Source organism: Streptomyces sp. NPDC091387 (assembly GCF_044756945.1).
GTDB lineage: Bacteria > Actinomycetota > Actinomycetes > Streptomycetales > Streptomycetaceae > Streptomyces.
This window is the reverse complement of record NZ_JBIVTZ010000008.1, coordinates 170,635-191,445: the sequence shown is the minus strand read 5'-3', so window position 1 is coordinate 191,445 and position 20,811 is coordinate 170,635. Positions and strand designations below refer to the sequence as shown.

Genomic DNA, 20,811 nt, shown 5'->3' with positions numbered 1-20,811 from the left:
TGTGGTTGGATTCGCTTCATGGCGACCAAGACCGAACAGGCATTCATGATCCTCAAGGAACGGATCATGAACGGCACTTATGGACCTGGGCACCGCCTGGTCATCGACCAGCTGGTGCGCGAGCACGGCATCAGCTCGGTGCCGTGGCGCGAGTCGCTGCGCCGGCTCGAGGCCGGGGGCTGGGTGGAGATCGTGCCCAATGTCGGCGCGCTGGTGGCGACGTTCGACACCGACGCGTGGCAGCGGGGCCTGCAGATCGTGGCGCGCCTCGGCGGCTACGCGACGGCCCTGTCGGCGCCCCACCTGAGCGAGGCCGACCTGACAGCGGCCCACACACTGGACCGGCAGATGAAGGAGGCGCTCGCCGACTTCGACCCGGCCCGCTTCGGACGGCTCAACCGGGAGTTCCACCGGCTGCTCGCGTGCCGCTGCCCCGACCGCCGCCTCGTCGACATGGTCGACAACGAGTGGGCCCGGCTCGAAATCGTCCGCAGGTCGGCCTTCTGGTACGCCCCCGGGCGCGCCCAGGCCGCCATCGCCGAGCACGAGGGCATCCTCCAGCTCATCGAGTCGGGCGCGTCGGCCGAGGCCATCGAGGCGGCCGCGAAGCAGCACGAGGTCAACACCATCGAGGCGGTCACGAAGTACGAGGCCACCCTGCCCGACCAGCGGTTCTGAAGGGGGCACGGATCACTCGCCCCGCTCGCGCCACCGGGCGATGAGCGCCTTGGCGTAGTCGTTGCCGTTGGGATGCCGGAGCGTCGTGTGCACGTGGAACCGGGCGGGCAGCCTGTTGCTCAGCCAGACCCCGGCGTGGTCATCGAACTCAGCGATCAGCACCGGGCTGTGCACCCGGAAGTAGAACGGCTGGGAGCCGTCCGTCGCGCCGTACCAGGAGAACCAGGTCTCGTCGACGTGCGCGTCGTACTCCGCCAGCGCGAGCTCCCGCTGCCCTTCGACCAGCAGGTGCAGGAAGTCGGCGACGACGCGGCGGAGCAGGCGGCGCTGCGCGTCGTCGAGCTCGTCCGCCAAAACCCCCTCGTACGGGATCACACGGTTGTCACGGAACGCGCCCGCGACGTGCCGCTCGTCGGCGGGGTGCAGTCGTCCCTCCGGCATCGCCGGGTCGAGTACGGACTCGAAGACGACGGCCCGGGCGCGCTGAGCGGCCGTGAGGGAACCGGCCAGTTCCAGGGCGAGCCGCTCTCGCGTCCCGAAGAGCGGCTCCTGGACGCCGGCCTCGTCGTCCATGAGCGCGGGCTCGCCCCCGAGGAAGACCGGTGCGATGACGTGCCGGCCGCCCACGGAGACGAAGTTGATGGCCACGTGGTGGCCGAAGAGCTGCCAGCCCCACGGCTCACCCCGCGCGCCCGTCGACGGGTCGCCGAAGACTGAGAACCAGTAGCTGTGCCGGTTCATGACCGTGGGCAGGCCGGTCAGCTCGCCGAGGTGGCCGTTGAGCTCCATCGCACCCGAGACCTGCGCATAGCCGTCGGAACTCAGCGACGCGCGGAGGATGTCGTGGATCGCCGACGTCGTGTCGTCGGCGAGCACCTCCATCCTCAGTCCCACGCGGTAGACCATGAACTCGGGGTTGCTCCATGCCCGCCACTGGGGTGCGTCGATGTCGTGGCACACCGCGTCCAGCTCGCCGGGCGTGAGCATCCCGAGGAAGCGAACGGCTGCCTCCGAGGGCTCGCTCCCGGTGTCCGACCGCGCGGTGCCCGGCAGGGCGTAGAGCCCTTCGCGCACCGCGCCGTCGGAGGTGATCCCGACGAACGGCTCACGGTAGAGGCCGTCCCAGTGGACGAGGAGGTCGCGCAGGAAGGGTGCCTGGTAGCGGTCCTGGGCGAACTCCTCGTAGGTCATCCCGCGGACCTCGGTGAGCTTGGGGTCGTCGAGGCCCAGCAGGAAGGTGCGATAACTCTCGTCGGTGAGCTCGACCGCCTCCTCACGGCCCGTCGTGCGGGAGGTCGTGAAGAAGCCGTCGATGTCCTCGTCAGGTGTGGCGTTCATCGGTCTCGCTCTGCTCGGGTGAGGGTCAGATCGGGAGGTTGAACATCTTCTTCGCGTTGCCGTGGAACACGGCCTCGCGATCGGCGTCGCTGATGTCGAGCTCGTTCTTGACGAAGTCGACGCCCTGGCTCATCCAGGAGCGGAAGACGGGGAACGAGGAGCCGAACATGTAGTGGTCGGCGCCGTTGATCTTCAGTGCCGCCTCGACCTGGATCTTGCCCCAGGAGTGCGGGTGGGTGAGGTCGAAGAAGAGGTTGTTCTCGAGGTACTGCTTGATCTTGTCGCCACCGGTCGTCGACAGGCGCTGCATCGCCTCGCCGGCCTTGGGTGCGCGCGGGGTGAGCAGAGCCGTGGCCGCGAACCAGTTGCCGCCGAGCATCGTGTGGATGAACTTGAGGTCGGGGAACTCGTCGAACATGCCGCTGAAGAGCTCGCGCCCGACCGCGATGCCCTGGTCCATGATGCGACCGTACTCACGGCGGAAGTTCTGGTAGTCGATGACCGACTTCCACTCCACCGGGAGCGGCGTGTGGTGGACGATGACCGGGACCTTCTTGTCGTTGAGCACCTTGAGATAGGGCTTGAACGCCTCGTCGTCGAGGTAGAGCTGGCCGTAGTGGCAGGCGAGCTGGACGCCCACGGCGCCGTTGTCGAGGCAGCGCTCGAGCTCGTAGATGTTCTCCTTGCCGCCCCACGGCGGGACGCAGGCGGTCGAGAAGAGACGCCCGTTCGACTCGGCGACGATCTTGGCGGCGTTGTCGTTGACCGCCTTGCAGGTCTCGAGGCCGAGCCACTCCTGCCAGACCGGGACTCGCATGATGCCGTAGTCGACGCCGGCGTCGTCCATCGCGTTCAGCTTCGCCTCGGTCGAGTAGTCGCCCTCGACGTAGTTGAGGTTGGGGTAGCCCTTCGGCTTCTCCAGGACCAGTTGCTTCCTGCCGTCCTCCATGGTGATGACGTCGGCGACCTCGCCGAAGCCGCGCGGAGCACTGTTGAGGAAGCCGTTGAGGATCTTCTCGTTGGTGAAGAGGTCCTCGGGCAGGTGGTGGATGTTGATGTCGACGACGGTCATGACGCTCCTTGCGGGCTGTGCTCGCGCAGCTTGGTGCGCGAGCTGTCGGTGTAGATGGTCCGGACGATGTCATGCGGTGTGAGCTCACCCGTGAGCTCACACCCGACGACACCGTCGCTGAAGACGAGTACGCGATCGCACAGCAGCGCGAGCTCGTTCTCGTCGGAGCTGGCGACGAGAACGGCGCGGCCCTCGCGAGCGGCCCCACGGACCGCCTCGACGATGGTCTTGCGCGCGCCCACGTCGACGGCCTGGGTGGGCTCGTGGAGCACCAGCAGCGCCGGGTCGGTCGCGAGCCACTTGGCCAGGAGCACCTTCTGCTGGTTGCCCCCGCTCATGTTCTCGAGCACCGCGTGCGGCCACGGGGGTCGCACGTCGAGGCGCTCGATCCAGTCGGCCGCCAGCCGCTTCTCGGCTCCGCTCCGCAGCGGCCGCACCTTGCCGGAGGCACTCGCGGCGCAGGTCTGCGGGAACGAGATGTTCTCCGTCACGGTCATCCCGCCGACGAGACCGGCCGACTCACGGCCCTCCGGGACGAGCGCGATGCCGCTCTTGATCGCCGAGGCCGGCGACAGGCCCTTGAGCGCGACCTGCCCTGCGGGCAGGGTCACGGTGCCGCCTTTCGCCTTGCTGACGCCGCTGATCAGATAAGGGACGTCGTCGTGGCCCGACCCGCCGAGGCCCGTGAGGCCGACGACCTCACCGGGTCGGATACGCAGGGACAGCTCGCGCACGGCGCGTCCCGTGAGGCGGTCGACCACGACGGGGGCGGCGTCGGCCGCGGCGTCGGCCGCCGTGCGGTGCTCGAGGCCCTCGACCTCGCGCCCGAGCATGAGGTGAGCGAGGTCGGATTTCGTCATGCCCTCGACTTCCTTGCCGGCCACGACGATCTCGCCGTCGCGGAGCACGGTGACCCGGTCGGCGGCCTCCACGACCTCCTCCAGGCGGTGCGTGATGAGCAGGGCCGAGGTGCCGGTCGCGACGATGCGGTCGAGCAGGGCGTAGAACCGCTCGAGCGACTCACGGCCGAGAGCACGCGTCGACTCGTCGAAGATGATGACTCCACGGCCGTCCTCAAGGTCTTGCACGGCACGGGCGATCGCGACGACCGCCTTCTCGTCCTCATGCAGATCGGCGACCTTGGCGTCGAGCGGAACGCTGCGCGCGCCGAGTCGCTCGAAGACGGCCTGCGTCGCCGCGGCCTCGGCCTTCCAGTCGATCCGGCGAAGGAAGCGCGAGCCCTTGAACCGGCCGATCCGGGTGTTCTCCAGCACGGTGGCGTCCGGCACCAGGCCGAGGTTCTGGTGCACGACCGCGACCCCCGCGGCACGGGACTCGTCGGGCCGGACCGGGAGCTGCAGGCCGACGCCGTCGACCGTGACACGGCTGCCTGCGTCGGGGCAGTAGAGGCCGGTGAGGATCTTGGCGAGGGTGGACTTGCCCGACCCGTTCTGCCCGATGAGGGCGTGGATCTCTCCGGGACGCACGTCCATGGCGACGTCGCGCAGGACCGAGGCGCTGCCGAAGGTCATCGTGACCCCCTCGACAGCGAGGCGAGGGGCCGGCGGGAGACCGGTCCGTCCCACCGGGGCCTGGTCATGGAGCCCGCTCACGCGACGCCCCACAGCTTCTTGAAGTCGTCGGTGAAGGTGGCCGGGCCGAACCACTCGCCGGAGAGCTCGGCCTCCTCGGTCAGCTTGACGTCGCCGATGTTGTCCTTGGTGAACAGACGGGTCGGAATGTCGTACTCCGGCACCGGCTTGCCGAGGATCAGGCGCAGCGCCGCGTCGGTGTCGACCCAGCCCTGGAAGGCCGCGGCCTGGGCGGTGACGGCCGCCAGCGAACCGGACTTGAGGGCCTTCATGCCGCCGAGGGAGGCGGAGCCGGTGACGACCTTGATGTCCGTACGCGATGTCTGCTGGACACCGCCCTGGGTCGGCTGCAGGTACTGCTCGAACTGCGCGTCGACGTAGTTGATGGTCGGGTCCTTGAGCAGCACGGCGCTGGTCGAGGAGGGGATGAGCGCGAAGTTGGAGGACGTGACCTTGTTGACCGTCAGCTTGCAGTCGGGGCAGCTCTTCTTCAGCGCGGCCTTGCCGTCGGCGACGTAACTGGCGGGCGACAGGCCGTCGGAGCTCTGGTTGACCAGGGTGTTGGCCTTGCCCTTGGAGTCCGAGGCCATCCAGTCGAAGAGGCGGATCTGCTGCTCGCTCCCGGGGACCCGCACCCAGGTGAGCGTCTTGGAGGCCGGGTGGGACGGGTCGGGCACCTGGTTGCTGATGACGACCGGGATGCCGGCCTTCTGCGCGGCGTCGAGACCGTTGGCCGCCAGCGCGTACGGGATGGCGTCCGTGATGATGGCCGCGGCCTTGGCGTCCGTCGCCTGGCTTATGCAGCCGCCGATGTCGGTCGGCGTTCCCTTGCCGTCGCAGACCTGGAGGCGGAGGCCCACGGTCTTGGCGGCGGCGGCGAGGGTCTTCTCGGTGGTGGTGAACTGCGGTGCCTGCTTGGTGATCGGGACGTAGAAGACCGTCTTTCCGGCGACGGAGTCGACGTTGTCGAGCTTCTCCGTCGGGACGGGGTAGGCGTCCAGCGGCTTCATCGCCGTGACCAGGTTGTCGCCGGCTGCGTAGGCCGAGCCGCCGGCGTCGGCGGACGCGGTGTCCTGCGAGTCACCGCCACAGGCGGCGAGGGGACCGGCGAGGAGGACGATGCCTGCGGCTGTGGCCCAGGTGCGGGCGCGTCGCCGAGGGGTGGGACGTGCGGGTCTCATGGCGAACTCCATTGTTTGCTGAGAGTGACGCGGTGCCGCTGATCCAGAAGAGCGACCGGCGGGTGATCAGCGCAAACGGCTGCGCAGCACGGTCGAGATGGTGACGGCGACGACGAGGACGCCGCCGTAGAAGACGCTCGTGACCCACGAGGTCGCGCCCAGGAGCTGGAGCCCGAGCACGCCGGTCGCCAGGAAGAAGACAGCGATGAGGGTGCCCATCGGATTGAACCGCCCCGGCTGCAGGATCGCCGTGCCGAGGAAGGTCGCCGCGAAGATCGGCAGCAGGTAGCTCTGCGACACGTTGGGGTCGAAGCCGCCGGTGGCCGCAGCGGAGAGCACCCCTCCCACACCGGCGATGAGGCCCGCGGTCGTGAAGGCCCCGATGCGGACCCGGGTCACGCGCACACCGGCAAGCCGGCTGACCTCACGGCTCTCACCGACGAAGCGCATGGTGCGGCCCAGCGGCGTGAAGTGCAGAACGTAGGCGAACCCGAGCATGAGCACGAGCCCGTAGAAGAAGCTGATCGGAAGGCCGGCGACCGGCTGGAGCGCGATGTCCTTGAAATCCGTGGGGAGGCCGCTGACCGGCATCAGGTCGGAGACCCATAGCGCGATTCCGAGGAGGAAGGTGCCCATGCCGAGCGTCACCACGATGGTATTGACGCCGACCTTGACCACCAGCCAGCCGTTCACGGCACCCACCGCGGTGGACAGGACGAGCGAGGCGAGCACCGCCGCACCCACACTCCACCCGTGGTTGACGTGGAGGGTCGTCAGCATGATGGCGGCGAGCCCGAAGTTGGAGGCGACCGACATGTCGACGAACTCACCGACGACGATCGTGCAGAGCAGGGCGGCGGTCAGAAAGACGAGCGCCGCCTGGTTCTGACTGCCGAAGATCACCTTGAGGCTGCCCGACGTCATGAATGTGTCGGGACGGAGGACCGAGAAGAGGACCGCGAGCGCGATCCAGACGCCGATGACGGCGAATCGGGAGGCGAACCAGACCCCGCCGCTGCTGTGCTTCCCAGGGGCGGCCGGGGCGGAGGCCGGGGCGGGCGGCGACGTCACGGTGGTGGTGGTCGGCCCGGCGGCCGTGGGCATCTCTGACATGGGATCGGGCGCTCCCTGACTGGTACGTACGGGCTGTGGTGCCGAACACTTTCAGAATCGTGTACGAAACCATATACAGAATCGCCTGCAACACAAGGCCTGATGCCATCAAAAATCGTGGTTGAAATCGTACACGATCTGACCTACGGTTTCGGATCACCGTGTGGCGCAAGCCATATCCCGTACTCGGAGAGGCAGGGAACCGTGACCCAGGCAGTCGGCCGTGACGTCGAGTACCAGCACGAGGGGACCCGCATGCTGGGTCTGGCCATGGCACCTCGGGGCGGAGCGGCCGGCGACTCCTCCGCCGCCGCGGTCCTCCTCATCCACGACGCCTTCGGCATCAGCGCGGAGATGATCGGCAACGCGATGCGGCTCACCGCGGCCGGGCATCCGGTGTTTCTGGCCGACGTGTGGGGCGAGCGCGCCACGCCTGCCTCGGTCACCGAGATCGGCCCGCTGATCGGTGCCATGGCCCAGGACCGCGACCGATGGCTGGGTCGCGTCGCCGCCGCCCACGCGGCGCTCGACGCGCAGCCGGAGTTCACCGGCCGTCCACTGGCCCTCCTCGGTTACTGCTTCGGCGGCTCCTCGGCCCTCGAGTACCTCCGCACCGGGGCAGTCGTGGCCGGCGTCGCCGCGGTGCATCCCGGGCTCGACCTGCTCGACCAGGACTGGAGCACTCCGGGATCGGGCTCCGTGCTGCTGATGATCGGCACCGACGACCCGATGGCGACGCCTCCCCAGCGGCACCGGCTCGAGGAACACCTGAGCTCCGCCGGGCTGGACCACCAGTTCCACCTCTACAGCGACACCACCCACGCCTTCACCAGCCCGAAGGCCGCCGCCTCCCCCGAGCCCGAGGTGTTCGCCCACAACGCGCGCAGCGCCGCGCGTGCCTGGGCGGCGACCACCGGCTTCCTCGCCGAGCTCTCCGCTCCGGCCTCCTGACCGCCCACCCATCCCCCTCAAACGACGAGGACAACGACATGACCACCACCGACCTCGACATCGCGATCATCGGCGCCGGGCCGGCCGGCCTGCTCACCGCGCTCCGCATGCACCAGAAGGGCTTCCGTCCGGTTGTTTACGAGGTCGTGCCCGAGCTCAAGCCGCTCGGCGTCGGCGTCGACATCAAGACCGTCGGCACGGCCGAGCTCGACGACCTCGGCCTGCTGGAGGAGTTCCGTGCGATCTCCGTCGACGCGCAGGACTCGATCTTCTACAACCACTTCGGCCAGGAGATCTACGCCGAGAAGTGCGGCGTGCACATGGGCTACCGGCACGAGCAGCGCTTCGTGCACCGCGGCACCCTCCAGATGCTGTTCCACAAGGTCGTGCTCGAGCGGCTCGGTGCGGACACGATCCGCCTCGGCACCGATGTCACCGGCTACTCGCAGGACGAGACCGGCGTGACGCTCCACCTCCTGCACGCCGACGGCCGCACGGAGCAAGTGCGCCATGCGGCGGTCATCGCCGCCGACGGCATCAAGTCCGCCATCCGCAAGCAGATGTTCCCCGAGCTCTCCGAGCCGCACTTCTCCGGCATCACCATGTGGCGCGGCACCACGGTCATGGAACCCTTCCGCAACGGCCACACGATCCTGCACATCGGCGACCCCAACACCGCCTCGATGATCGTCTACCCCATCGCCGACGACTTCGAGGGAACCGGCAGAACCCTGGTCAACTGGGTCGCCGAGACCAACGGTGAGGAGACCATAGAGGACTGGAACCAGGTCGGCGACATCAGCGAGGTCATCCCGCTCTTCGACACCGTCGAGCTGCCCTTCCTCGACGTCCGCCGGATGATTCGCGAGGCCCGCGAGGTCTACCTCTTCCCCCTGATCCGCCACGACCCGCTCGACAACTGGGTCGACGGCCGGGTCGTCCTGCTCGGCGACGCCGCGCACGCGATGTACCCCCGCGGCGGCAACGGCATCACCCAGGCGATGCTCGACGCCCGCGTCATCGTGGAAATGCTCGCCGAGACCCCGGACGACCCGCGCGCGGCCTTCGTCGCGTACGACGCGGCTCGCCGCGAGGGCGTCAACCGAATCGTGATGAACATGCGTGGCGAGGGCTACGAGGTCATCCGCCGCATGGTCGCCGAGCGCACCGGAGGCACTCGCTTCGAGGACGTCGAGGAGGTTCTCCCGCTCGCGGAGGCCGACGAGATCTTCAGCAAGTACCACGCGCTGGTCGGTTCGCCTCGTCCCGGCTTCGAGGCCGGCGAGGCGACGGGCTACCGCACCAACGACCGCGACGAGTACGGAGCCAAGGCATGACCGTCGCCTCGGTGGTCCTCGCCGACAGGGCCACGCGCGCAGCGATCCTCCATGTGGAGGAGCGCCGTCAGCGGGCGCTGCTGGAGGTCGACCTCGACGCGCTGCGCGACGTGTACGACGACTCGCTGATCCACACCCATGCGCCCGGCCTGACCCACACGAAGGCCCAACTCCTGGAGCACATCGCCACCCGAGCGCCCTACAAGGGCGCCTCCCGAGGCGATCCGACCATCCGGGTGATCGGCGACGTCGCGATCATGACGGGCCGTCTGATCAACCGACTCGGCAGTCCGGACGGCTCCGAACGCACGGTCGCCGGCCAGGTGATCCAGGTGCTGCGGCGCTGCGAGGACGGCGCCTGGCGCTTCGTGAGCTTCCAGATGACCCCGGACGGCGAGCACGTCTGGGCCCCCACCGCCGAGGAGAAGGCCGGCCTCGACAAGATCGCTCAGGAGGAGCAGCAGTGAAGATCGCACGCTTCCACACCGCAGACGGGCCGACGCGGCTGGGCCGTGTCGACGGTGACCGGGTCACCGACATCTCCGACGTCGTCGGGGACACGTCGCTGCGGTCGATCCTGCCCCTGCTGCCCTCGCTGAAGCACGAGATCCTCGCGGCCGGCAGCCTTTCGCACGCGCTGGCCGACGTGGTCCTCGAGGCTCCGATCGACAATCCGCAGAAGTACCTCGGCATCGGCATGAACTACAAGGAGCACGCCGAGGAGGCACGCGCCGCGGGCATCCCCATACCGGAGAACCAGATGTGGTTCAACAAGCAGGTCTCCTGCATCGTCGGCCCCTACGACGGCATCGTGAAGCCCAACCTCTCCGACGCCCTCGACTACGAGATCGAGCTCGGCGTGGTGATCGGCCGGCGCTGCAAGCACGTGTCCGTCGAGGATGCCCGCTCCGTCATCGCCGGATACCTCGTCACCAACGACGTGTCGGTCCGCGACTGGCTGCAGAAGAAGTCGCCGACGTTCACGCTCGGCAAGTCGTTCGACACCCACGGCCCGATCGGCCCGTGGCTGACCACCGACGACGAGATCGCCGACCCGCACGACCTGCGGATGACCCTCAGCGTCAACGGCGAGGTCCGCCAGGACTGGCCGACGAACGACATGGTCCACGACATCTACGAACAGATCGCCTATCTCTCGCAGGTCTTCACCCTCATGCCCGGCGACATCCTCGCCACCGGCACGCCCGCGGGCATCGGCGCGATGCAGGGCAAGTTCCTCAAGACCGGCGATGTCGTCCGCGCGGAGATCCAGGGCCTCGGCCACATCGAGAACCGCGTCATCGCCGAGGGCTGAGCAGCCATGAGCACCCGCACCAGCGTCGACCTCCCCGGGTTCAGCCACGTCAACCCGATCCCGGCCGCCAGCCGGATCGGCCCGTTCGTCGCGACCGGCGCCATCACCGGACGCGACCCGGTGACCGGCGAGATGCCCCCGGACACCGACCGGCAGTTCGCACACGTCTTCGCCCACGTCCGCACCCTGATGGCCCAGCTCGGCGGCACGACGGACGACATCCTCAAGATGACGTTCCACCTCGCCGACCCCAACGACCGCGAAGCACTCAACCGGGAGTGGCTGGCGATGTTCCCCGACCCGGCCAACCGCCCCGCCCGGCAGGCGATCGCGGCTCAGCTCGACCGCGGCGCCGTCGTCCACTGCGACCTGTTCGCAGTGCTCAGCGACTGAGGAAGGAACCATGAAGCACCTGCCCGACCCCGGCGGCTCCTCGCCCGGCCCCGTGACCTACGAGGCACCCGTCACCATCAAGCGGATGCTCTTCGCCACCTGGGCACTGCTCGACTCGCTCCGGCCCGACCTCAAGGCCGCGGCGATCGTGCCCGACATGGATGCTCCGGGCCGTCTCGACTGGGACTTCATTCCCAAGCCCGACCGAGCCGGCATCCCGATGCACTCGCTCGACCGCCACCAGAAGGTCATCGCGCACTCGCTGCTCAAGGCCGGCCTCAGCATGCGCGGCTACAGCCAGGCGCTTTCCGTGATGGCCACGGAGAACATGCTGCGCGAACTCGATGTGATCGAGCGCGGCTTCGGCGTCCTCGCCGGCAACTTCCGTGATCCCGAGGGCTACTGGTTCAGCTTCTGGGGGCGGCCCGGCTTCGAGGACACGTGGGGCTGGCGGGTCATCGGTCACCACCTCTCCCTCAACTACACGATCGTCGCGCAGCGCTACCTCACCGTCACGCCGCTCGCGATGGGCGCGCAGCCCGTCGGCGCGGGCGTGCTGGACGCGCTCGGTGAGAACGAGCGCCGGGCTCTGACGATCCTGCATTCGCTGTCCCCCGACGCACAGGAACAGGCCGTCATCCACGAGGTCGCGCCTGCCGACTTCGTCACCCGTCAGGTGCCTTACGTCGGCGCCGAGGAATGGCCCGACTGGGTCGACCTCGGGATCGTCGGCTACGAGACGACCGACGAGGACCGCGAGCGCCTGCGCTTCGTGAAGGCCGACCCGTCGGGCATCAGCGGCGCCGACCTGACCGGCGATCAGCTCGATGCCGTACGCGATCTTCTCCTCTATTACGTGGAGACCGGTCCCGACGAGCTGTCCCGGCAGTACCGCGAGCAGCTTCTCGCGGCCGACCCGTGCGACATCCGTTTCGCCTGGGCAGGCGGACGCGAGGCGAATACCGCCCACTACTACCGGATCTCCACGCGTGACCTGCTCGTCGAGGCCGACAACGCGGTCGCCGCGGGCCAGCATGTCCACGCGATCTGGCGTGACCTCAACAACGACCTCGGTCACGACCTGCTGCTCGACCACTACGCGCGGCACGGCCCGGACGGCCGGCACCTGCGGCGCCGGCTGGTGTCGAACCGGCCGGCCAAGGACGCCCCGCTCGAAACCGGAGGGTGGTACGTCCCGGAGGTCTACGTGAAGCACTGACGAGCCGTAAAGCAAGTCGATCGCCGGGCCGCCGGTCACGGGCCGCCCGGCGATCAGGCACGATCAGGCAGCCGAACGTGCTGAAGCACCACTTCACCCCGCCGTGCACCCCCGCCGGCCGGAGCCGCCGCGGCGCCCACCGGGCCGGCGCGGGAGAAGCATGCCGAGCGGATACGACGAACGGCCCGGACAGCCTCGCTCACGCACCCCGCCCCGGACTCGTCGCCTCGCCGAGCGTGGCCACGCTCCCCGGGGCCCTCTTCGCCGCGGCTCCTGCGACGCAGTACACCGGGCTGTCGAGGCCATCCCGGTCCGCGACCGGAAGGCCGGCGCCTCGTCACGCACCTACCGGTGCTCGGCGAACACGCAGGTCATCATCGACGCGGACACGGAACTCGTGGGTGCCGCGGCCCGGCCCGTTCCCGGCGACACGGCGGAGACAAGGGCATGGCGGGACTCCGCTCCGGCCGTCCGGCGTGAAGGCGCACCGACGGATGCGGGCCGGCGTCAAGCACGCCTTTGCCCGCATGAAGCGTTACAGATCCTCGGCGGCTGCTGACGGCTGCCGGCGGCGCGGCACCGGGCTCCGTCACGCGGTCCAGGCCGTCGCTCACATGCACAGCATCGCCTTCGTCGCGTGATCAGAAACCCCCGCACAATGGGGCCCCGCCCTGCCCGGACGCAGTTTTCCGCACCACGCTTCAGGCCGAGGCCCCGGTCTGCGCCCCGCCCGGATCGAGGGCCTGGAGGCGTTCGTGGAGGGCCGCCAGCGCCTCCGTGGCCTGCTCGATCGCCGCCTGGTGATCCGCGCTGATTCCCTCCAGGGCCTCCCGGATCGGCTCGGCCCAGCTGTCCGCGATCGCCTCGTGCTCCGAACGCCCGAGTTCGGTTGGCCTGACCAGCGTGATGCGACGGTCCTTGGGACTGGTCTCCTTGACCACGAAGCCGCGACCGGCCAGAACCCGGATCGCCGCGCTCACGTTGGGCTGGCGCAGTCCCAGCGCCTGCGCCAGCTCGCCGACGGTGGATCCCGGCGCGTCGATGACCTGCTTGAGCAGTACCAGTTCGGTGGTCGGGATCGGGCCGACGCCCGCTCGCTCGGGCGACCGTCGGTGGACGGTCCACCCGAGCTCGCGCAGGACGTCGGCCAGCTCACGCTGGTGAGAGGTAAGGCTCATCCCGCTCATCGTAACGAACCGCCGCGCGCGGCAGCACAGCTCAGAGCGGCTGGGCCATGACCTCGAGGACGTGATCGGTGGCGGCGATGTTGTCGAAGTCCGGCTTGCGACCCATCTCCCACTCCGCGATGTCGAGCGAGGTGTCGACGACGAGCTTGCAGCGCTCGAAACGGCGGTCGGTGTACTCCGCGAAGGCCGCCTCGAGGTCGTCGTGCTCGGCGAGGCAGTCGGCGAGCACGACGCCGTCCTCGATCGCCTGGGCGGCACCCTGTCCGAGGTGCGGCGTGATCGCGTGGACGGCGTCGCCCATCAGGACGATGCGGCCCTTGTGCCACGGGGCGTCCACGATCAGGGACTCCTCCGGCCGCAGCACGATGTCGCAGTCGTCGGTGATGAACTCGTCGCGGATGCGGCCCATGAAGCCACCGAACGGAGCGAGGTACGCGCGCAGCTTCTCGGCACTGTCCATGCCCGAGTCAGGCGCCTGCTTCTCCATGTGGGCGTTGTAGAAGAGGTAGGCCAGGTCCTTGCCGATCGGGACGAGACCGGCCATGCCCTCGGGGCCGGCCTGCAGGATGATGCTGTCGATCTCGGGCAGGAGCGGGATGTTGACGCGGTAGGCCGACTGACCGATGTAGTAAGGCGCGACTTCGCCCTCGACGACGTAGCCGCGGGTCTTGGAGTAGACGCCGTCGGCACCGACGACGATGTCGAAGCGACCGGTGGATCCGTCGGTGAAGCTGACGTCGACGCCGGCACCGTCATCCTTGAGTTCCGCGAAGGTCGTCGCGTAACGGATGGTCACGCCCGCCTCGACGGCGTGAGAGGTCAGGATCTCGTGCAGCTTCGGACGGGTGAGGCCGTTCATCGGAGGCAGGTCGACACCGGGGACGGGCGTGCCCGGCATCTCCTTGATGAAGGTGCCGTCGGTCGAGTAGAGACCGCCCCAGCGCTTGGCCGGGTATCCGGCCGCGATGCAGTCCTGGGCGCATCCGATCATGTCGAGCGCCCGCAGAGCGTTCATCGGCTGGATGATGCCGACGCCGTGGACAGACGAGTGGACGTCGGAGTGGAGCTCGACGACCGTCGCGTCGTAGCCCTTCTGCTGGACGGCGATGGCTGTCGCGAGACCGCCAATACCTCCACCGACAATCAGGATCGAACCTCGGCTCATAGCAATTCCCTTCGGCTCTGCGGTGTTGCCCTGCAATCAGGTGCTGCTGTGGCGCGCGCCACAGGAAAGATACGAAGATATATATATTTTCGTCAATGGTTCTGACGAGGCAGGTTTCGAAAGCAGGGCCGGCGTGGGGCCCGTCGCGTGGTGGCCCTGGCCGGCGAGCAGACTTCGGATGCACTACAGGCGTTGCAGATCGCCGGTTCCGCGGCGAGCGGCGGTGGCCTTGGCCTCGCCTCCAACGGATCGGATACGGCGTCGCGTTGACGCTCCACGGCCGCACCGGCCTTCGTGGGCGTTCAGCACCCCCGGCGATCGCGGTGAGGCTGTCGTAGTGCAGCGCGTGCCGAGTGATACGCAGCGCGCTCGACGTCGAGGAATGGCTGCACAGCCACCGGACCGTCCCGCGCCAAGAGGCCTGATGGCCGAGAAACCCGTTGTCCCGGTCGCCGTCCGACACTCCACCGGCGTCCTGCACGACGCCACACACCGGGACGACGTGGTCACCAAACTCGGCTACGAGCACCCGCGCCGCCACGACCTCCGACACACGGGACTGACCTGGTTCGCCGACGCCGGAGTCCAAGTGCACGCCCTCCGCATAATCGCCGGCCACGGATCACTGATGACCACCCAGCGGGTACCTACACGAGGACGTACACAAGATCACGGCAGCTGGCACAGCCCTCTCCGCACACCTCAGCGCGCTCCGTGCACCGCGTTCCCTGCCGAGCCCGATCGTCATGACCCGCTGGCCCGGTCAAGGAGGCTGGTCCCCAGCTGGTCCCCAAGAACGACCAAGGGCCGGTTTCGGATTGCTCCGAAACCGGCCCTGATCTACGACTGTCTCCAGTCGGGACGACAGGATTTGAACCTGCGACCCCTTGACCCCCAGTCAAGTGCGCTACCAAGCTGCGCCACGTCCCGATACCCGCCTGACCTGGGGTTTCCCCGTGGCCGAACGTGCATGAGAACAATACCGCACTTCAGCGGGTGGTTACGAACACCTTTGGGTGCTTGACCTCAACCACGCTTGATGTTGAACGCTGTGGCACATGACGAAATCGACCGCCACCCTTACGCCCGCATACCGCGATCTGCACCGGCTGATGAGCCTGATGACCGGCGACGAGAAGCACGGCCCCGCCGCCACCTCGACGCTCGACGCCCTGTGGGTGCTGTACGACCGGGTGCTGCGGGTGACACCGGAAACAGTGGACGCCCCCGACCGCGACCGCTTCCTGCTGTCGAAGGGGCACGGGCCGATGGCGTACTACGCCGTCCTCGCCGCGCACGGGTTCTTCGGCGAGGAGCTGCTGGCGGGCTTCGGCTCGTACGACTCACCGCTCGGCCACCACCCGGACCGGCTGCTGGTGCCCGGCGCCGAGATCGGCAGCGGCTCGCTGGGGCACGGGCTGCCGCTGGCCGTGGGGACCGCGCTGGGGCTGCGGGCCCAGGGGCTGACCGGTCCCCGCGTGTGGGTACTGACCGGGGACGCCGAGCTGGACGAGGGCAGCAACCACGAGGCGATCGCCTACGCCGGCCCGGCGGGTCTCGATCAGCTGCACACCGTGGTGATCGACAACGCTTCGGCGTCGTACGGCCGCCCCGGCGGCATCGCCGACCGGTTCGCGACCGCGGGCTGGTCGGTGGCCTCCGTGGACGGGCGGGACCACGAAGCGCTGTACGGCGCCTTCACCGCACCGCATCCCGGGCAGCCGCGGGCCGTGGTCGCCCGGGTCGCCGCCAAGGCCTGAGCCCCCGCGTCAGCAACCCACCGCAACCACGGACGGAAGAAGAGGAACACCTCACATGGACACGATGCGCGACCGATTCATCGCCACCACCTCGCGCCTGCTGGACGAGGACCCCCGGCTGGCGCTCGTGCTGGCGGAGATCAGCCGGGACGGCTTCGAACGGGCCGAGCGCGCCCACCCCCACCGCGTCGTCAACGTCGGCATCCGGGAGCAGCTGCTTGTCGGTGCCGGTGCCGGAATGGCACTCACCGGACTCCGGCCGATCGTGCACACCTTCGCCAGCTTCCTGGTGGAGCGCCCCTTCGAACAGGTGAAGCTGGATTTCGGCCATCAGGGCGTGGGCGGGGTGCTGGTCAGCGCCGGAGCCTCGTACGACTGGCCGGCCGGCGGTTTCACCCACATGGCGCCCGGGGACGTCGCACTCCTGGACACCCTCGACGGCTGGACGGTGCACGTTCCGGGACACCCCGACGAGGCCGAGGCCCTGCTGCGGGAGGCCGCCGCCGGGGACGACCGGGTCTATGTGCGGCTGTCGCTGCAGTCCAACGAGCGGGCGCGCCCGGTCGGCGGGGCGGGCGGGTTCACCACCGTGCGCGAGGGGAAGAGCGGCGTGGTGATCGCCGTCGGGCCGATGCTCGACAACGTCCTCGCCGCGGCCGAGGGGCTCGACACAACCGTGCTGTACGCGACGACGGTGCGGCCGTTCGACGCGGACGGCCTGCGCCGGGCGGTGGGCCACCAGCCGGCCGCCGATGTCGTGATCGTCGAGCCGTACCTGGCGGGCACCTCCACGGCCGCGGCCAACGACGCGCTCGCCGCACTCCCCCACCGGATCCTGGGACTCGGTGTCGCCCGCGAGGAACTGCGCCGGTACGGGCAGATGGACGAGCATCTCACCGCTCACGGTCTGGACCCGCGGGGCCTGCGGCAGCGGATCGGCGACTTTCTCGGCCACTGAGGGCACGGCAGGGCGGCACCGGCCCATTGACCGCACGGAAGACGTGAACCTAATCTGAACGGCGCCCTAGAAAGCGCTTTCTAACCCCCATGCCGGCATCTACCGCACAGGGAGCGCCCATGAGTCACCGACCGTCGATCCGTCATGCCTCAGGGAGTCCGGCGCGCCCGGCGCGCGGTCTGCTGCCGCTCGCCGCCCTCGCGTCCGGTCCGGTCCTGATCCTCGCCCTCCTGGTGACCTCGCAGCCCCGGGCGCACGCGGCCGTCCACCTGCGGCCCGCAGTGCCTGCGACGGTGTCGCCCGCACCGGCCGGGGCTCCCGCAGCCGACGAGCAGAACACGGTCCGGCACGAAGGGATGAGCGGCGGGTGCCCGGCCGCCGGCGAATCCAAGGAGAGACTCTCCCACCCCTCCCCCAGACACTTGCTCGGCGAGGTCGGGCCGGGCGCGGCCACTGACGATTGCGTTGCAACACAGGGCAGTTCAGCTCGGCAGAAGCCGCGCAGGATCCACATATCCGCCGACCGGGACAGTGGCCCGGCTCCCCTGACCGTCACGTTTTCCGCCGCCGAAGGCGACAGAGGCATCACGGGCGACGAGCGCAACGAAAGCGGCAGGGGCGAGGGCGCCATCGACGCCCGTGCCGTTACGCATCCCGCCCGACACCTCGCGTACGCATGGGACTTCGACGGCGACGGCAGCACCGACTCGACGGAGGCGAACCCCTCGCACACGTACCGGAGCAACGGTTCGCACTCCGCCCGGCTGGCCGTCACCGGGCCGGGCGGGCGCACGAGCCGGGCCGCGCGGCGGATCGTGGTGGGGAACAGCCGGCCTGTCGTGTCGATCGAACAGCCCCTGGATCACGGCGTGTTCGGGATGGGCGACACGCTTTCGCTCACCGTGGGCGTGACGGACGCGGAAGACGGACACGGCAGGGCCGTCGACTGTTCGCGGGTGGTCGTGGAGTCACCGCTCGGCCGCGTCCCGCCACTGCGCCGGCTCGGCGGCCGCTCCGGCTGCACCGGCACGCTGGTGACCGGTCGCGGAGCGGCGGACGATGTCGCGTTCGGCCTCACCGCCCGGTACGAGGACGACGAGGCCCCGGGCGCGCCCGCACTCACCGGGTCCGCGTCGGTGACGCTGCGAGCAGCCTTCTGCGAGGCGGAGTGGTTCACGGCGACCGGCGGTACGCACGGGGGCGCGGCGACGGGAAGCCGCCCCGGTGATTCCGGCGGACAGCGGGCCGTGGAGATCGAGGACGGCGACTGGATCGGCCTCGGCACGGTGTCCCTGGAGAGCATCGGCTCGGTCACGGTCCGCGCGGCCTCCGGCGGCATCGGCGGCACCCTCGAACTGCGGTCCGGCTCCCCGGCCGGGCCGATCCTCGCAGAGGTCTCCATCCCGTTCACCGGGGGCTGGGACCGCCCGGTGTCGCCGACGACGACGCTGTCCGGTCCGGGACACAGCGTGCGGCTCTTCGCCGTGTTCAGCAATCCGGCGTGGCGCGCGGATGCGGCCGACCTGTTCGCGCTGGACTGGCTCCGTTTCAACCGCCCGGGGACCGGAGGCGGCCTGCGGGGGGCCGGATGACACCCCCGGCCCGCCGGGCCGGGCGCCCGTGACCTGAGGGCGCGCGCTCAGCGTGCCGCCAGCAGTTCCCCGTACCACGCCAGCGTGGCGTCGACGGTGGCGGAGAGCGGGTTCGGTGCGAGGCCGAACGCCTTCTCGATGGCGGAGGAGTCAACGATCTGCGCCTCCGTGTGCTGGTAGAACATCTCGGCGTACTCCGCCATGAACACCTCGTCGAACGGCCCGAACGGCCGCGGTTCCGCGACGACGGTGAGGGTCAGCGGACGGCCGACGCGCTCCTCGACCATGGCCAGGATCTGGCGGGTGGTGAGCGCCGGGGCCGTGGGCAGGTGCCAGACCCGGCCGTCGCCGTCCGGGTTCTCACCCAGCGTCGCGAGGCCCGCCGCGACATCACCGATGTACGTGTAGCTGTGCGGCAGGTCGATGTCGCCGAAGGCAGGGACCTCTCCCCCGGCCAGCGCGGGCGGGAACACCGCCCCGCCGAGCGTGGAGTTGAGGACGCCGGGCCCCACGAAGTCGGCCGACCGGCCCAGCACGACCCGGATCCGACCCTCGGCATGGGCGGCGAGGTAGCGGGCGTCGAGCTCGGCGCGCATCAGGCCCTTGCGGGTGGTCGCGTTCCACGGGGTGTCCTCGGTCATGACCGCACCGTGTGTCTCACCGTACGGATAGAGCGTGTCGAGCACGACGAGGCGGGCCCCCTCCGCCTCGGACGCCGCCAGTACGGCCTGCTGGATCCGCGGCATGACCTCGACCTGGAGGTGGTAGGCCACGTTCACGCAGTGGTACACGACGGCCGCGCCGTCGACCGCCGCTCGGGCACCCTCCGCGGTGGCGACGTCGGCGGCGAACCGGTCGACGCCGTCGAGCGCCGGCCCGCCGCCCGCCCGGTCGACGAGCCGGACCGGGTGGCCGCGGCGGGCCAGCGCGACAGCGAGTGCCGTACCGGCGGGACCGGCGCCCAGAACAACCTGAAGATCACGTGCTGCGGACATGGGTGCTCCCTGTGATTCGGAGTGATTCGAGTCATGCGGAGTGGCTCGGAGTGATCGCTACGGCCTGGCGTCAGGGCTTGGCTCCCACCGCCCGGCGCTACAGCTCGTCGCTTCCGTTAGAGACAGTAACTCTTGCGATGAGTCGTCGCAAGCCTGACTGTTAGACTCCGTAACTGACGTGAGCTTGCCTAACGAAAGGGGCCGGGAATGGCCGAGGCGCAGCTGGGGCCACGGGCCCGGTACCGGGAGCAGACCCGGGCGGAGATCAAGGAATCAGCCCTGCGACAGCTGGCCGACGGGGGTGTGGCAGCGCTCGCCCTCACCCGGATCGCCAAGGACATGGGGCTGTCCGGACCGGCGCTCTACCGCTACTTCGCCAGCCGCGACGACCTGCTGAACGCGCTGATCAGGGACGCGTACGACGATGCCGCGACGGCCATCGGGGCCGCGGCGGCCCGGTCGGCGGCGGTTCCGGCGAGCCCGCGCGAGCGGCTGCGCTCACTCGCGGCCGCGTACCGGGACTGGGCGGTCGCGGAACCGCACCGGTATCTCCTGATCCAGGGCTCTCCGGTACCCGGATATGTCGCGCCCGCCGACACGCTGGACCGGGCGCGTGCGGTGCTCGGGCCGTTCCTTCCGGTGTTCGCGAACGGGACGCCCGGAGCGGGGGTGGCCCCGGTGGTGGAGCAGATGGCGGCCTGGCTCGGCTCGGACCCGGCCGTGGGCGGCTGGGTTGCCGCGTACGCGGCGGATGCCACCGCCGACACCGCGGCCTGCGCACGGGCACTGGCCGGCGCCCTGCTCGCGTGGGCGCAGTTGCACGGATCGGTGGGCCTGGAGACGGCCGGGCAGTTCGCCGGGATGGGGCACAGCGTGGACACCCTGCTGGATGCGCAGATCGGCATGCTGGCGGACGCCTTCGGGCTGGAGTGAGCGCCCTCCCCGTGGCCGCCGGCGGAAGCCCG

19 protein-coding genes and 1 tRNA gene are annotated in these 20,811 nt (G+C 69.6%); 11 read left to right on the top strand and 9 right to left on the bottom strand.

Annotated elements, in window-relative coordinates; genetic code table 11:
• Positions 1-18: 18 nt before the first annotated feature.
• Complete coding sequence (locus ACIQM0_RS18285; protein ID WP_401287609.1) at positions 19-678, top strand: GntR family transcriptional regulator; 660 nt, start codon at positions 19-21, stop codon at positions 676-678.
• A gap of 12 nt (positions 679-690) precedes the next feature.
• Here ACIQM0_RS18285 and ACIQM0_RS18280 read toward each other — a convergent pair whose 3' ends face one another.
• The 5 genes from ACIQM0_RS18280 to ACIQM0_RS18260 all read right to left on the bottom strand — a co-directional run bounded on the left by ACIQM0_RS18280 (position 691) and on the right by ACIQM0_RS18260 (position 6,974).
• Complete coding sequence (locus ACIQM0_RS18280) at positions 691-2,016, bottom strand: DUF3500 domain-containing protein (protein WP_401287607.1); 1,326 nt, start codon at positions 2,014-2,016, stop codon at positions 691-693.
• Positions 2,017-2,041: 25 nt separating this feature from the next.
• The gene (locus tag ACIQM0_RS18275) at positions 2,042-3,088 is read right to left on the bottom strand and encodes an amidohydrolase family protein (RefSeq protein WP_401287605.1); all 1,047 of its coding nucleotides are present in this window, start codon (positions 3,086-3,088) and stop codon (positions 2,042-2,044) included.
• Positions 3,085-4,620, bottom strand: coding sequence for a sugar ABC transporter ATP-binding protein (locus tag ACIQM0_RS18270; protein WP_401287602.1), 1,536 nt, complete (start codon positions 4,618-4,620; stop codon positions 3,085-3,087). The genes ACIQM0_RS18275 and ACIQM0_RS18270 overlap by 4 nt, the downstream gene beginning before the upstream one ends.
• Before the next feature lie 77 nt (positions 4,621-4,697).
• Positions 4,698-5,861: a sugar ABC transporter substrate-binding protein gene (locus ACIQM0_RS18265; RefSeq protein ID WP_401287599.1), complete on the bottom strand. Its 1,164-nt coding sequence runs from the start codon at positions 5,859-5,861 to the stop codon at positions 4,698-4,700.
• A 66-nt stretch (positions 5,862-5,927) separates the two neighbouring features.
• Positions 5,928-6,974 carry an ABC transporter permease gene (locus ACIQM0_RS18260; RefSeq protein ID WP_401287596.1) on the bottom strand — a complete coding sequence of 349 codons (1,047 nt, stop codon included), beginning with the start codon at positions 6,972-6,974 and terminating at the stop codon, positions 5,928-5,930.
• Between the two features lie 204 nt (positions 6,975-7,178).
• On the opposite strand from ACIQM0_RS18260, the gene ACIQM0_RS18255 reads away from it, so the two are divergent.
• Genes ACIQM0_RS18255 through ACIQM0_RS18230 form a run of 6 tightly spaced genes read left to right on the top strand, consistent with a single transcriptional unit; the run spans position 7,179 to position 12,189 of the window.
• Positions 7,179-7,925 carry a dienelactone hydrolase family protein gene (locus ACIQM0_RS18255; protein WP_401287594.1) on the top strand — a complete coding sequence of 249 codons (747 nt, stop codon included), beginning with the start codon at positions 7,179-7,181 and terminating at the stop codon, positions 7,923-7,925.
• A gap of 38 nt (positions 7,926-7,963) precedes the next feature.
• Entirely contained in the window at positions 7,964-9,262 is a 1,299-nt protein-coding gene (locus tag ACIQM0_RS18250) for an FAD-dependent monooxygenase (protein ID WP_401287591.1), read from the top strand.
• A complete protein-coding gene (locus ACIQM0_RS18245) occupies positions 9,259-9,729 on the top strand; it encodes a nuclear transport factor 2 family protein (RefSeq protein WP_401287589.1) in 471 nt (156 codons plus the stop codon). Before ACIQM0_RS18250 ends, ACIQM0_RS18245 begins: the two co-directional genes overlap by 4 nt.
• Entirely contained in the window at positions 9,726-10,577 is an 852-nt protein-coding gene (locus ACIQM0_RS18240) for a fumarylacetoacetate hydrolase family protein (RefSeq protein WP_401287586.1), read from the top strand. The genes ACIQM0_RS18245 and ACIQM0_RS18240 overlap by 4 nt, the downstream gene beginning before the upstream one ends.
• Before the next feature lie 6 nt (positions 10,578-10,583).
• Positions 10,584-10,970 (top strand): RidA family protein, encoded by a 387-nt coding sequence (locus tag ACIQM0_RS18235; protein WP_401287583.1) that lies wholly within the window; start codon positions 10,584-10,586, stop codon positions 10,968-10,970.
• A gap of 10 nt (positions 10,971-10,980) precedes the next feature.
• Positions 10,981-12,189 carry a DUF3500 domain-containing protein gene (locus ACIQM0_RS18230; protein ID WP_401287580.1) on the top strand — a complete coding sequence of 403 codons (1,209 nt, stop codon included), beginning with the start codon at positions 10,981-10,983 and terminating at the stop codon, positions 12,187-12,189.
• A 701-nt stretch (positions 12,190-12,890) separates the two neighbouring features.
• Here the strand turns inward: ACIQM0_RS18230 and ACIQM0_RS18225 are convergent.
• The 3 genes from ACIQM0_RS18225 to ACIQM0_RS18215 all read right to left on the bottom strand — a co-directional run bounded on the left by ACIQM0_RS18225 (position 12,891) and on the right by ACIQM0_RS18215 (position 15,471).
• Positions 12,891-13,367 carry a MarR family winged helix-turn-helix transcriptional regulator gene (locus ACIQM0_RS18225; protein ID WP_401287577.1) on the bottom strand — a complete coding sequence of 159 codons (477 nt, stop codon included), beginning with the start codon at positions 13,365-13,367 and terminating at the stop codon, positions 12,891-12,893.
• Between the two features lie 40 nt (positions 13,368-13,407).
• Positions 13,408-14,541, bottom strand: coding sequence for an FAD-dependent monooxygenase (locus tag ACIQM0_RS18220; protein ID WP_401287575.1), 1,134 nt, complete (start codon positions 14,539-14,541; stop codon positions 13,408-13,410).
• Positions 14,542-15,397: 856 nt separating this feature from the next.
• Positions 15,398-15,471, bottom strand: a tRNA-Pro gene (locus ACIQM0_RS18215).
• 128 nt (positions 15,472-15,599) lie between these two features.
• On the opposite strand from ACIQM0_RS18215, the gene ACIQM0_RS18210 reads away from it, so the two are divergent.
• From ACIQM0_RS18210 to ACIQM0_RS18200, 3 genes are all read left to right on the top strand, one after another.
• Positions 15,600-16,301: a transketolase gene (locus ACIQM0_RS18210; protein WP_401287572.1), complete on the top strand. Its 702-nt coding sequence runs from the start codon at positions 15,600-15,602 to the stop codon at positions 16,299-16,301.
• Positions 16,302-16,356: 55 nt separating this feature from the next.
• Entirely contained in the window at positions 16,357-17,259 is a 903-nt protein-coding gene (locus ACIQM0_RS18205) for a transketolase family protein (RefSeq protein ID WP_401287569.1), read from the top strand.
• 119 nt (positions 17,260-17,378) lie between these two features.
• On the top strand, positions 17,379-18,851 hold the full coding sequence (locus ACIQM0_RS18200; protein ID WP_401287566.1) for a carbohydrate-binding protein: 1,473 nt from the start codon (positions 17,379-17,381) through the stop codon (positions 18,849-18,851).
• Positions 18,852-18,898: 47 nt separating this feature from the next.
• Here the strand turns inward: ACIQM0_RS18200 and ACIQM0_RS18195 are convergent, their stop codons facing one another.
• Entirely contained in the window at positions 18,899-19,846 is a 948-nt protein-coding gene (locus tag ACIQM0_RS18195; protein ID WP_401287563.1) for an NAD-dependent epimerase/dehydratase family protein, read from the bottom strand.
• A 207-nt stretch (positions 19,847-20,053) separates the two neighbouring features.
• On the opposite strand from ACIQM0_RS18195, the gene ACIQM0_RS18190 reads away from it, so the two are divergent.
• The gene (locus ACIQM0_RS18190; RefSeq protein ID WP_401287560.1) at positions 20,054-20,779 is read left to right on the top strand and encodes a TetR/AcrR family transcriptional regulator; all 726 of its coding nucleotides are present in this window, start codon (positions 20,054-20,056) and stop codon (positions 20,777-20,779) included.
• Positions 20,780-20,811 lie beyond the last annotated feature (32 nt).